Raw genomic sequence first — 11,421 nt, 5'->3', positions numbered from 1 at the left:
GTCAGTGTAATTATCATAGTTCGTAGCATGATCCTGATTTTACTAAAAATCAAGCACCTTCAATGATCACGGGTATACATCTACACAGTCAAACGGAATTAGATATTTATTAAGGATCATGAAGGCGTTATGGATATTATAATTGATGATTTATCGGGCGGTGCAGTGCTTGGGTTGCTGGAAGAGCACCTGGCCGATATGTACGCGACATCCCCACCGGAAAGCGTGCATGCGCTCGATATTGAAGGGTTAAAGTCACCACAGGTCACCTTTTTCAGCGCTTGGCAAGACAGCCAATTACTCGGCTGTGTGGCCATTAAAGAGCTCGATAGCCAACACGCAGAGCTCAAGTCGATGAGAACCTATCAGTTTGCGCGAAATTCAGGGGTTGCTAGCCAGTTATTGAAGCATGTCATCGATATCGCGAAACATCGCAACTATCAACGTATCAGCTTAGAGACAGGATCAGAAGATTATTTTAAACCCGCACGTAGTCTGTATCAGAAGTTTGGGTTCGGCTATTGCGAACCTTTTGCCGACTATAGCCTAGATCCCAATAGTCAATTCATGACGCTGCCCTTAAATTCATGATACTGAAATTCATGACGATTCACCCTAATTCGCTGCCTATATAACCCCCTTAAGGTCATTAACATGTCGACTTATTTTGCCGGTTTTTCGCTCGGCTTATCATTAATCTTAGCGATTGGCTCCCAGAACGCCTTTGTTCTTAAACAGGGCTTGAAGAATCAACACGTACTGGCTGTGTGCGCGGTATGTGCGATTTCAGATGCGTTATTAATCAGTTTCGGTGTCATGGGCTTTGGCGCGTTGGTTAAGCAATTTCCACAAATCGAACTCTTTGCGCGCTATGGTGGGGCGATCTTCTTGGTAGGGTATGCATTTTTGAGTTTTCGCTCTGCCTTCACTGCAACGCACGCCTTACAGGCTGATAATCACGCCAACACTTCTTTGTTTAAATCGGTACTTATGTGTTTGGCGTTTACTTGGTTAAACCCCCATGTTTATCTCGATACTGTGGTGTTATTGGGCTCAATCTCCACCCAATATCAGCCGAATCAGTTGCTGTTTGGCGCGGGTGCTGTCACCGCATCGTTCGTGTTCTTCTTCTCTTTGGGTTATGGGGCGCGCTTCTTAACGCCATTGTTTAAAAAGCCGATATCATGGAAGGTGCTTGAATTTATTGTCGGTGTGATCATGACCTCGATTGCGATATCGCTGATTGTCTGAGTAGAGGCATTGATGCGGTATGAAGGCGCGTGTCAAAAATCTTTCCACTTTTTAAACTAGGGCGTGTTGACCTTTCGTGGTTGAATTTTGTTCGAGATAAAAGCCAATGGTGTTGTGTTCGACGAGGAGCCACGAGCCGAAGCGTATGGCACGGTGGTGGTATTCCAAGATTTGTACGATACAAAGTGAGATTTACTGCAACTCAATCGCCCTAATCAATAACCACCCATTGATCTTGTGTCGTGCAAAGCGCTCTCAGCCAGAGCGTTTTTTTGTGCTAGGAGCTTTTTTGTGCTACGAGCTTTAATGTACCAAGAGCTAAGCTTGGTGAGTCTGTATGAAAAATGACTGATAAGCTGATTTTCACACGCTTGTCACAGGCAATGATGCTAAGCCATTGGTAGTTGATAGGTATTTTGGTAAATTACAGCTATTACCGATATCCAGTGAGCAGCAATGAAGATCCTTCACACCTCCGATTGGCACCTTGGCCAAAACTTCTACAATAAAAGCCGTAAGAATGAACACCAACGGTTTTTGCAGTGGCTACTTGAGCAAGTGACAGAGCACAACATCGACGCAATCATTGTTGCTGGCGATATTTTCGATACCAGTACGCCACCAAGTTACGCTCGTGAGATGTATAACCAGTTTGTGGTCGACGCAAATAAGATAGGCTGCCAATTGGTGCTATTGGGTGGAAACCACGATTCCGTCTCGGTGCTTAAAGAGACGCAACAGATCCTCAAACACATGGGTGCTGACGTGATCCCCAATACCAATCAAGATCATGCTACTCAGGTTGTCGAACTCACAGGAAAAAGTGGTGATGTAGAAGCTTTGGTGTGTGCCATTCCCTTTATTCGCCCGCGCGATGTATTGACCAGCCAAGCGGGAGTCACTGGCGTGGAGCGTCAAAAGCAGCTCGGGGATGCCATCAAACAGCACTACCAAGGTGTTTATGATGCCGCAGTAGAAAAACGTGCGACGTTTGTAAACAGCGAACAGATGCCGATCATCGCCACTGGTCACTTAACGGCGATGGGCGTTCAACAATCGGATTCAGTGCGCGATATCTACGTCGGTAACCTCGATGGCTTTGCCGCCGATGGCTTCCCTGATGCCGACTACATCGCACTGGGCCATATCCACCGCCCACAAGTGGTGGCAAAGCGTGAATACATTCGTTACTGCGGCTCGCCAATCCCACTAAGCTTTGATGAACTTAAATCTCAGAAGCAGGTATGTGTGGTTGAGTTTGTTGCAGGCGATCGCAGCATTTCTCAACTGCCCGTGCCAACCTTCCAACCCCTCGCTGAAATCAAAGGCGACTTGAGCGAAATTGAATCGCAGCTGAATCAGTACAGCGGACTAGATAATGAGCAAAGCGTGTGGCTATCGATAGAGGTACAAGCGCAAGACTACTTATCGGATCTACAAGAGCGTATGCGCGCACTGACCGAAGACTTAAATGTGGAGGTGCTTCAACTGCGCCGAGCAAGAGAGCGCCGTAATCAATCGTTAGAGCAAGAGTCGGCAGAAACGCTGTCTGAGCTGAGCCCTATGGATGTGTTCAGCAAGCGTATTGCGCTCGAAGAGTTTGAGACGGAATCTGAAAAGGCGCGTTTAGAGCGCATGACGGTGAAGTTTAAACAAGTGATGGTCGAAGTGTCTGAAAGCACTCAAGCGTCAAATAAAGTAGAAGAGTAACCCGTATGAAGATTTTAAGCCTAGAGTTTGAAAACCTGAACTCTTTGAAAGGGCGTTGGAAGCTCGATTTTACCCAATCGCCATTTGCGGAAAACGGTCTGTTTGCGATTACTGGCCCAACTGGAGCGGGTAAAACCACCATTCTTGATGCGATTTGCTTGGCACTTTTCCATCGCACACCGCGTTTGAAAAGCATTGCCAAAGGTAATAATGAATTGATGACGCGCGGCACTGGCGAGTGCTTTGCTGAGCTTGAATTTGAAGTACAAGGTAAAACGTACCGCTCTAACTTCCACCAAAAGCGCGCACGTGGCAAACACGATGGCGCACTGCAAACACCGACCTGTGAATTCGCCGATGCAGACACAGATAAAGTGTTAGAGACCATGCTCACCAAGAAGATCAGGTTGGTGGAGCAGGTCACGGGGCTCGATTTCTCACGATTTACTAAATCGATCATGCTGTCTCAGGGTGAGTTTGCGGCGTTCCTTAATGCCAATGCCAACGACCGTGCGGAGTTACTGGAAGAGCTGACGGGTACCGAAGTGTATAGCCTGATCTCAGAGCGCATCTACGATCACTTTAAGTCGAGTGAAACGTCGCTTAATCATCTCAAAGCGAAAGCAGAAGGCGTGAGTTTACTCTCGGAAGAACAAATCCAAGCGCTAACCACTGAGCGAGAAACGTTAGAAGCTGAGCAAAAGCGCTTAGCCGAGCAGTTAAAAGAGTGGCAAGCCCATCTCAGCTGGTGGAAAGACATTACCAAAGCTGAACACACGCTTGTTGCCAGTGAGCAGGATCTTAAAACCGCGCAAGATGAGTTAGACCGCAACCAATCTTCACTAGAGCGTTTGGCCAACAGTGAACCAGCGGAGAAGTTACGTCCAGCTCATAAGGATTTAAAGCGCTGCCAACAAGAGGTTATGAGCACTCAAGCTAGCTTAGACAACAGCACTAAGCTACTTGCCGCTCGCGATGCAGAAAAAAAAGACGCGCAGAGCAAGCTTTCTCAACGCAGTGCGATTGTCGAACAGGTAAAAGCCGAACAGCAAGATCAAGAGAAGATCATCGAGCAGGTTCGCCCGTTAGATAACCACATTGCAGTGCTCAAAGACAAACAAACTGCGGCCGTTAATGCGGTGAATACACTCAATGAGCAGCGCACGCAGCAGATCAATCAACAGGTCGTTTTGGTTAAAAAAGTTGATGAGCTAAAACAACAGCAACAACTCAGCGCTGAGTACCTAAATAACCATCAAGCTGACCAACAGTTAGAAAAACACTTAGGTCAGTGGCAGGCCAAAGTTGAGCAGGTTCGCACCTTAGAGCGTCAGCATTCAGAGCAGTTGAACTCAGCGCAGCAAGCCGCAGCGGCCGTTGATGCGCAGCAATCGATCATCAAAACGGTTCAAGACGCAAAGGCATCACAAGACAAAACCTTAGCGGAATTTGTGGTGGCTGAAACTCACGCGCAGCAGCAGTGGCAAACCTTGCAAGGCGCGACCAGTGAACAAGGGCTGCTCGCGCAAAAAGATCGGTTGGAGTTTTGGAATCGTAATTCGCACTCATTACTTGAGATAAACCGTAGCTTCCTAAATGCCCAGCAACAACAGCACGCAAAAAAACAAACGCATCAAACGAATACGGAGCTGCGTGACAAGCTTTCGAAAGAGCGTGAAGTGCTGGTAGAGCGATACAAAGAGAAAGAGACCTCACTTGAGCGATTAAGCCGTTTGATTGCACAAGAGGGTGAATTAGCGAAGTATCGTACGACCTTAGAATCGGGAGCTGAGTGCCCGCTGTGTGGATCAACCGAGCATGTGATTGAGCAATCCCAAGATGTTACCGATCTCGCCGCTCAGGAAAAACGCGAAAAGCTTGAGTTAGCAGCCATTAAAAAAGAAGGCCAAGATCATCGTCAGCAGTTAGATTCTCTTGCTCCCATCATTACTGGGCTGAGTGACGATATTCAGCGAGCGCAAGCGGACATTCAGCAAGCGCAACTTAACTGGCAAGGCGTGATCGGCAAGCTACAACAGAGCTTAACAGGCTTCGATGATGCAGATCCGGAATTAGCGCTGCTAACGAACAACGATTTAGGCAACGAAGCGGCAGTAGTTTATTTCACCGAGCAGTGTGAGCAGCAATTAAATCACACCATTCAGCAGCTAAAAGCGTTGGTTGATGCCAAAGCGTTTTTTGCTGAAGCTGAAAAACAGCGCCTGTCTGCGAGTGTCGAAGCCGATAAAGTGCAGTCTAATTTAGAGTTAGCTAAGCAGCGCTTAGCCGATCTCAATAAGCAAAATCACAGCATAAATGAACAAGTGATCCAGATAGCTCAAGCAAAAGAGCAGCAATGGAACGATTTGAAAGCGAGTATTGTTCAAACCGCTATCGAAGCACCTGAACTTGAACATATTGATGATTGGTTTACAGAGAAGTCACAAGCATCAAACCGATGGCAGCAGACTCAGCAGCTACAAGCCGATATTGAGAAGCAGCTGATCACGCAAAATGCTGAACTGAAAAGCTTGGATGACAAGCTCAGCAGCGCAGAAAAAGAGCTTGCAACTTTGACGCAAGAGAGTGAGTCTCTAGTGTCAGAGCTTACTCGCATTACCGGTGACAGATCGGAGTTGTTTGGTGACCAAGATATTCAAACCACCAGCAATGCGATGAAGCAAAAAGTCACTGAAGCGGTTAGCGCGTTTGATGACGCGCAGTTGGTGTTTAACCGCTGTGAACTTGAATATCGAACTGAACAAACCAAACACACTAGCTTTTCTGAAGCGCTGGTCAGCAATCAATCAAGTCATACTCAAGCCATTAATGCTTGGCAAGAAGCGCTGAAAATCAGTCCATTCGAAGGTGAAACCGATTTTGTAGCGGCGTTGTTGGATGAAGAGATTAGAACTCAGCTGCAAAGCCTGAAGAAGTCTTTAGACGAAGCGATAGTCAGTGCCCAGGCTCGTTTGAACACCGCTAAAGCGACGCAGGTGGAATTGCAAAACCACGCCAACGCGCAAAAATGGCAAGAGCAAGACCAACAGCAGGTGGAGCTTGCGACAACGGAATGCCAGAGCGCACAGCAAAGTCATGCGACAAAGATCGGCGCGATTTCGGCCAATCTTGAAACCGATAACCAGAACCGCAGCAACCAACAAGATCTGTTCAAGCAAATTGACGAGCAACAAGTCGAGTTCGATGACATTTCTCGTCTAAACTCGCTGATTGGTTCTAAGAACGGCGACAAGTTCCGTAAGTTTGCTCAAGGCTTAACACTGGAAAACTTAGTCTATTTGGCGAACAAACAGCTACAGCGGCTGCATGGTCGCTATGAACTGAAACGCAAAGCGGACGATGGCTTAGAGCTGCAAGTGCTCGATACGTGGCAGGGCGATGTGATGCGTGATACCAAGACTCTGTCCGGCGGTGAAAGCTTCTTAGTGAGCTTGGCATTGGCATTAGCGCTTTCTGATCTGGTGAGCTACAAGACCAGTATTGATTCTCTGTTCTTGGACGAAGGCTTCGGTACGCTAGATAGCGATACCTTGGATATCGCTCTTAACGCGCTCGATAACCTCAATGCTTCAGGCAAGATGATTGGCGTGATCAGCCACGTCGAAGCACTGAAAGAGCGAGTGCCCGTGCAGCTTAAAGTGACAAAACACGCAGGTCTTGGTGTCAGTGAAATGGAGCAGCAGTACAAGGTTGTCGCTTAGGTTTTAGCCATATTTATGATTGCAGAATAGATTTAGCAGATCCCCGACTCAGTCAGTTCTCCTTCTCGAGGATGACGGAGTTGTGGGGCTGTTAGCCTTTGCTTCGAAATTACCACTGTTGTCATCCCCTAAAGTGAGGAACGTAATAGAGAATCTCTAGGGCGTTTAGACTCATCAAAAAGGAAACGGCGATGCACAAGAAACTCCATTTACCGACTAAAACATGTCCGGTTTGCCAAAAAACTTTCGCCTGGCGTAAAAAGTGGCAACGTTGTTGGGATGATGTGATCTATTGCTCTGAACGTTGTCGTCGTAACAAATCCTAGGCTTCATACGCTCGAATAGTAATTCATTCTCAATGAATCTCTTTATGAACCAAGCCCGCTAACCCTGATATTTTCATCCTTTATGTTCATTTTGATGAGCCTTTAATCGCTTTGTTATTCATCTCTCACGTTAATATTTCTATCTGTCAGACAACTCATGTATAAAGGCGGCATGAAAATACCTAAAAGAATACAGCCTTTAGTTGACGATGGTTTAGTCGACGAAGTGACAAGCCAACTCATGAGTGGCAAAGAAGCGTCGGTGTACATTGTACGCTGCGGCGATACCATCCGTTGCGCTAAGGTCTATAAAGAGATCAGCCAACGCAGCTTTAAAAAGGCGACCGCCTATCGCGAAGGTCGAAAAGTTCGCAATAGCCGTCGTGCTCGGGCAATGGAGAAAGGCTCGGGCTTTGGTCGTGAGCAGCAAGAAAAGGTTTGGCAAAGTGCTGAGGTCGATGCCTTATATAAATTGGCCGAAGCGGGGGTTCGTGTTCCCGTGCCTTATGGCTGTTTCGACGGTGTATTACTTATGGAGTTGGTGACGGATGACGACGGCTATGTCGCGCCAAGGCTTAACGATGTGGTGATGTCGCCAGAGCAAGCGGTTGAAGATCACGCAGTGATGATGACCTACGTTGCTAAAATGCTGTGCGTGGGTTTGATCCATGGTGACTTGTCTGAGTTCAACGTACTGGTTGATGAATACGGCCCAGTGATTATCGACTTACCGCAAGCGGTTGATGCTTCGGCGAACAACAATGCTGAATGGATGTTGGCTCGTGATATCAATAACATTCGTGATTATTACGCGCAGTTTGCTCCTGAGTTGGCGAACACCGAGTATGCCAAAGAAATGTGGGCACTTTACGAAAAAGGCGACTTAAAGCCAGACAGCAAGCTAACCGGCGAGTTTACGGAAACAGACGATTTGGCTGATATCGAAGCCATCATGCAAGAGATAGACGCTGCGCGAATTGAAGAGCAGAACCGACGCGAACGCGCTAAAGAAGAAAAAGAAGGCGTTGACGACAGCAAATACAATTGGGCTGAGTAATTGTCATCATCGGTTTTGATCTTTAGTTAAAATCAGCCATTACCAATTTAGCTGTTCACCATCATATGCGTAAAAGTGCCCGCTATTATCCGGTGTGGCCGTGCGAATGATGTCCACCAGTTGTTGGGCAACATAGTCAGACTTAAACAACTTGCCTTCAGGGACATTGGCTTGAAATGGCTTTGATAGAGCCGTGTCGGTTGTACCCGGATGCAACGCTAACACCGTACCTTTCTTTATGGTGCGCTGCCACTCAATCGACATGGTTTTGATGAACATGTTGAGGGCTGCTTTCGACGAGCGATAGCTGTACCAACCGCCTAATCGGTTATCTGAAATGCTACCTACCTTAGCTGACACCACGGCAAATTTTGGATTGTCGCTTGCTTTCAGAATCGGTGTGAAGTGCTTTGCCAGTAATAAGCTGGGTAGCGTATTCACAGAGATATTTTTCAGGAAAAACTCAGGGTCAATGGACGATAAGTTCTTTTCAGGCCCAAGATCTGGAGTGTGGAGTATACCCACGCAGTTTATCAACCAGTCAAGTTGGTCAAATTCACAACTCAAACGCTTAATATCAGCTTCGTTGGTGGCGTCGACTTCGTGCCAATTCAAGTGACTGTTTTCGAGTTCCGGCGGCTGAGAGTGGTAAGTCGCGTCTACATGTATATCAAGAAAATCAAACCGAGACAGCTCAGATAATAAGTGTTTAACGACAGCGAAACCAATACCGCCGCTCCCACCGACTACCAATATGTGTAATCTGAATTGCTCCACCATTATAAGTTCTCCAAGTTTTTCATTCGCTGCTCTGCGGTATCAAGTATCGCTTGTTGGTCTTGCTCGTCCATATTGTCCCAAGTGCGATATAACATACCCATACGTGGGTTACGGTTTAACGCATCGCGATGCAGGTTCATAAAGCGCCAGTACAAACTATTGAACGGGCAAGATTGCTCGCCGCTGCGTTCTTTTATCTATGGTATTAGATAAGTCTCGCGCAGTTGAAGTTTAAGTTGAAGTTGAAGTTGCAGGAACGGGAGAGAGGCACTCTATAGCACTTGTTTTCACATCGATAGATAATTGCTCGACTCGCATTCTGAATTGAGTAAACGAGCGCGGAAGGTCGGTGAGTCCAAATGGCAGATCGTTTTTTTCAAACAGGGTAGTGTGGTGCGCTAATAAAATGTTGAGAGCGGGATGGCGTTTCGAGAACAAATCGATTAGGAGCCTTTCGTCATAGCTGCAATGTGAATGAGCGAAAAAATGCGTGATGTTCTGTGAGCATACTATCTCAGCTAATCGTTGCTCTGTGTTGTCTGATTCTATGGGAGTGTTTGAAATCACAATGAGCTGCTGCCCAAGTGCCGATAGGTTTGCTTCGAGATCCGCAATCGACTGGGCAATGAATGCTTGTCTATGCTCACCAAAGTGTTGCTCTTGAGCGAATCGCGCTGAAAATTGAGAGAGTTTTGGCTCGAAAACCACACAAATGAGTTTGTCTACGCTGTTTCGAGCGTGTTGCAATAATGGGTTGTCATTGATTCTTAAGTCGTTTGTAAAAAGATAGAGACCAATATTTTTCATTTTCTACACTCGCTATTTTTCATAATTAAACAATTACGGGCTTATAGGCGAGCGAGATCACAAATGGCCTAGTTAGTCAGTCAATAGTGAATGAAGTCAAAAAGGGTTGTAGAAGTGTGTGTGGTAGTGGGGATGTAGGGCAGTGCTGAAATCTGCCCCTAATATCGTTTAAGCTCTGGTTACTCCATTGGAACCACTAAAATATCAATCGGAGACGCATCGATAATTTGTTTCGTTTGAGAGATAAGTTTATGCCAAAAATCATGGTGGTGACCACACAGCAACAGGTCAATACCATTGGTGTTAATTACCTCATTGATTTTGTCATCTAAATCACCAGTACCTGCAAAAATATGTTTGATAGGATGGTCGGTATAAGCTTCAAACTCTCTCAACTGCTCGAGCGCTTTGTCATTGATCGGTAAGTGGTCATGCTGCTGTTGAATATCATAAATCTCTGGGTAGATCTCCCCATGCGATACGTCGATATACACAAACGAAATATGAGCGTCTAGCTTATCAGCGAAGAAGTTTGCCCTATCAATAAGTGCCTTTGACTCTTCAGCCAGTTCAATTGCGACCAAAATATGTCTGTATTCCATAATTAAAGCCTCTTGTTGTGAGTTGCTATCATAAGCATAGTTTTTGTCGGTACAAATGGTATAGATGAGATCTCATATTGCGCACGATTTCAGGGAATAATTATGAAATTGATGTGTAAATCCGCCGAATTTGGTTTGCGATGGTGCTGATATCGCTGTTAATTCATACAACTCGTTGTTGATTGAAACGATCAACACGATTTATTGCGGCAGTTGTTGAGCATAAAGACTATATTGACTAAAATGACGCACTTTTTATATTTACGTACATACAGGTAATGAACATGAGCGATACTAATTCAAGACCAGCTTTACCAGATCACCTAGCAGGCAACCCACGCAGCCCACACCACGTAGCTGAGTGTTTCGAATACCCAATCGGCATTCGTCTTAATGGTAAAGAGCGTACTGATGTTGAAGAGTACTGCATCAGCGAAGGTTGGGTTAAGATCCCTTCTCCAAAAGCGCTAGATCGTTTTGGTCAGCCTATGCTTATTACTCTTAAAGGCACGGTAGAAGCTTTCTACATCGAAGACTAATCGCTTCGTGTCACTCACAAAATAGAGTGAACAAATATAGCAGTTAAAAGGGTCTAGAGAAATCTATGCCCTTTTTGATTAGCGGTAAGCCTCCGCCTAATCAAGGGGCTGAGCAAAATAAAAATAGAGATAAGGTCAACAACATGGTTAAGGTAATTGATAAGCTAGCGTGGTTATTCATTCAAGATGGCAAGCTGTTGATGGTGAGATCAAAAGGCAAAGAACTCTTCTATCTGCCGGGCGGTAAGCGCGAAGCTGGAGAAAGCGATGAGCAAGCATTGATTCGCGAAATCAAAGAAGAGCTCTCAGTAGATTTAGTGCCTGATTCGATCAAATACGTTGAAACCTTTACCGGGCAAGCGGATGGCAAAGCCGAGGGCGTATCGGTGCAATTGACTTGTTACCTTGGCGATTATACGGGCGAACTGTCTGCTGATGCTGAAATTGAAGAGCTTAAGTTTGTCGATGGTGACGACAGAGCGGTATGCTCATTGGCGGCACTGGTCGCGCTAGATTGGTTAGAAGCGAATCAGTATTTGGCTTAAGGTTCCTAGGGCGTGTTGATCTTTGCTGTACATTTCGCGTTCAACAATACATCGGTAGCCACATCAACATGAATGCCAGCGA

General features: G+C 46.1%; 11 protein-coding genes and 2 pseudogenes. 9 read left to right on the top strand and 4 right to left on the bottom strand.

The features are described 5' to 3' along the window. Nucleotides 1–129: 129 nt before the first annotated feature. The 7 genes and pseudogenes from Q1A70_RS17435 to Q1A70_RS17405 all read left to right on the top strand — a co-directional run bounded on the left by Q1A70_RS17435 (nucleotide 130) and on the right by Q1A70_RS17405 (nucleotide 8,066). Nucleotides 130–591, top strand: a complete 462-nt coding sequence (locus Q1A70_RS17435) for a GNAT family N-acetyltransferase (RefSeq protein WP_299694550.1) — start codon at nucleotides 130–132, stop codon at nucleotides 589–591. 63 nt (nucleotides 592–654) lie between these two features. Beyond that, a complete protein-coding gene (locus Q1A70_RS17430; protein ID WP_299694547.1) occupies nucleotides 655–1,251 on the top strand; it encodes a LysE/ArgO family amino acid transporter in 597 nt (198 codons plus the stop codon). Between the two features lie 96 nt (nucleotides 1,252–1,347). Then, a pseudogene (locus Q1A70_RS17425) lies at nucleotides 1,348–1,440 on the top strand (VOC family protein); the annotation flags it as partial. A 267-nt stretch (nucleotides 1,441–1,707) separates the two neighbouring features. Then, nucleotides 1,708–2,961: an exonuclease subunit SbcD gene (sbcD, locus tag Q1A70_RS17420; RefSeq protein WP_299694544.1), complete on the top strand. Its 1,254-nt coding sequence runs from the start codon at nucleotides 1,708–1,710 to the stop codon at nucleotides 2,959–2,961. A 5-nt stretch (nucleotides 2,962–2,966) separates the two neighbouring features. Next, nucleotides 2,967–6,683: an SbcC/MukB-like Walker B domain-containing protein gene (locus Q1A70_RS17415; RefSeq protein WP_299694541.1), complete on the top strand. Its 3,717-nt coding sequence runs from the start codon at nucleotides 2,967–2,969 to the stop codon at nucleotides 6,681–6,683. A 191-nt stretch (nucleotides 6,684–6,874) separates the two neighbouring features. Then, nucleotides 6,875–7,009 (top strand): DUF2256 domain-containing protein, encoded by a 135-nt coding sequence (locus tag Q1A70_RS17410; protein WP_299694538.1) that lies wholly within the window; start codon nucleotides 6,875–6,877, stop codon nucleotides 7,007–7,009. Nucleotides 7,010–7,181: 172 nt separating this feature from the next. Beyond that, a complete protein-coding gene (locus Q1A70_RS17405; protein WP_299694535.1) occupies nucleotides 7,182–8,066 on the top strand; it encodes a PA4780 family RIO1-like protein kinase in 885 nt (294 codons plus the stop codon). A 39-nt stretch (nucleotides 8,067–8,105) separates the two neighbouring features. On the opposite strand, the gene Q1A70_RS17400 is transcribed toward Q1A70_RS17405, so the two are convergent. The 4 genes and pseudogenes from Q1A70_RS17400 to Q1A70_RS17385 form a co-directional block, all read right to left on the bottom strand. After that, nucleotides 8,106–8,846, bottom strand: coding sequence for an SDR family oxidoreductase (locus Q1A70_RS17400; RefSeq protein WP_299694532.1), 741 nt, complete (start codon nucleotides 8,844–8,846; stop codon nucleotides 8,106–8,108). After that, nucleotides 8,846–9,043 (bottom strand): annotated as a pseudogene (locus tag Q1A70_RS17395) (cryptochrome/photolyase family protein); the annotation flags it as partial. The pseudogene Q1A70_RS17395 and the gene Q1A70_RS17400, both read right to left, overlap by 1 nt. Nucleotides 9,044–9,077: 34 nt before the next feature. Further along, nucleotides 9,078–9,653: a deoxyribodipyrimidine photo-lyase gene (locus tag Q1A70_RS17390; RefSeq protein WP_299694529.1), complete on the bottom strand. Its 576-nt coding sequence runs from the start codon at nucleotides 9,651–9,653 to the stop codon at nucleotides 9,078–9,080. Between the two features lie 179 nt (nucleotides 9,654–9,832). After that, the gene (locus tag Q1A70_RS17385; RefSeq protein WP_299694525.1) at nucleotides 9,833–10,255 is read right to left on the bottom strand and encodes a universal stress protein; all 423 of its coding nucleotides are present in this window, start codon (nucleotides 10,253–10,255) and stop codon (nucleotides 9,833–9,835) included. A 284-nt stretch (nucleotides 10,256–10,539) separates the two neighbouring features. Here Q1A70_RS17385 and Q1A70_RS17380 point away from each other — a divergent pair, with 284 nt between their 5' ends. Together Q1A70_RS17380 and Q1A70_RS17375 are read left to right on the top strand one after the other, a co-directional pair. After that, nucleotides 10,540–10,794 carry a DUF3297 family protein gene (locus Q1A70_RS17380; protein ID WP_029223190.1) on the top strand — a complete coding sequence of 85 codons (255 nt, stop codon included), beginning with the start codon at nucleotides 10,540–10,542 and terminating at the stop codon, nucleotides 10,792–10,794. A gap of 143 nt (nucleotides 10,795–10,937) precedes the next feature. Further along, nucleotides 10,938–11,339 (top strand): NUDIX domain-containing protein, encoded by a 402-nt coding sequence (locus tag Q1A70_RS17375; protein WP_299694553.1) that lies wholly within the window; start codon nucleotides 10,938–10,940, stop codon nucleotides 11,337–11,339. The last annotated feature ends 82 nt before the right edge of the window (nucleotides 11,340–11,421 follow it).

Source organism: uncultured Vibrio sp., assembly GCF_947488985.1.
In the GTDB taxonomy this organism is placed as follows: domain Bacteria; phylum Pseudomonadota; class Gammaproteobacteria; order Enterobacterales; family Vibrionaceae; genus Vibrio.
This window is presented reverse-complemented; position numbering and strand designations above follow the sequence as displayed.

What these genes read in the sequence shown, in the direction of transcription:
- Q1A70_RS17435 (WP_299694550.1), top strand. Translation starts at nt 130, where the DNA reads ATGGATATTATAATTGATGATTTATCGGGCGGTGCAGTGCTTGGGTTG.
- Q1A70_RS17430 (WP_299694547.1), top strand. Translation starts at nt 655, where the DNA reads ATGTCGACTTATTTTGCCGGTTTTTCGCTCGGCTTATCATTAATCTTA.
- sbcD (WP_299694544.1), top strand. Translation starts at nt 1,708, where the DNA reads ATGAAGATCCTTCACACCTCCGATTGGCACCTTGGCCAAAACTTCTAC.
- Q1A70_RS17415 (WP_299694541.1), top strand. Translation starts at nt 2,967, where the DNA reads ATGAAGATTTTAAGCCTAGAGTTTGAAAACCTGAACTCTTTGAAAGGG.
- Q1A70_RS17410 (WP_299694538.1), top strand. Translation starts at nt 6,875, where the DNA reads ATGCACAAGAAACTCCATTTACCGACTAAAACATGTCCGGTTTGCCAA.
- Q1A70_RS17405 (WP_299694535.1), top strand. Translation starts at nt 7,182, where the DNA reads ATGAAAATACCTAAAAGAATACAGCCTTTAGTTGACGATGGTTTAGTC.
- Q1A70_RS17400 (WP_299694532.1), bottom strand. Translation starts at nt 8,846, where the DNA reads ATGGTGGAGCAATTCAGATTACACATATTGGTAGTCGGTGGGAGCGGC.
- Q1A70_RS17390 (WP_299694529.1), bottom strand. Translation starts at nt 9,653, where the DNA reads ATGAAAAATATTGGTCTCTATCTTTTTACAAACGACTTAAGAATCAAT.
- Q1A70_RS17385 (WP_299694525.1), bottom strand. Translation starts at nt 10,255, where the DNA reads ATGGAATACAGACATATTTTGGTCGCAATTGAACTGGCTGAAGAGTCA.
- Q1A70_RS17380 (WP_029223190.1), top strand. Translation starts at nt 10,540, where the DNA reads ATGAGCGATACTAATTCAAGACCAGCTTTACCAGATCACCTAGCAGGC.
- Q1A70_RS17375 (WP_299694553.1), top strand. Translation starts at nt 10,938, where the DNA reads ATGGTTAAGGTAATTGATAAGCTAGCGTGGTTATTCATTCAAGATGGC.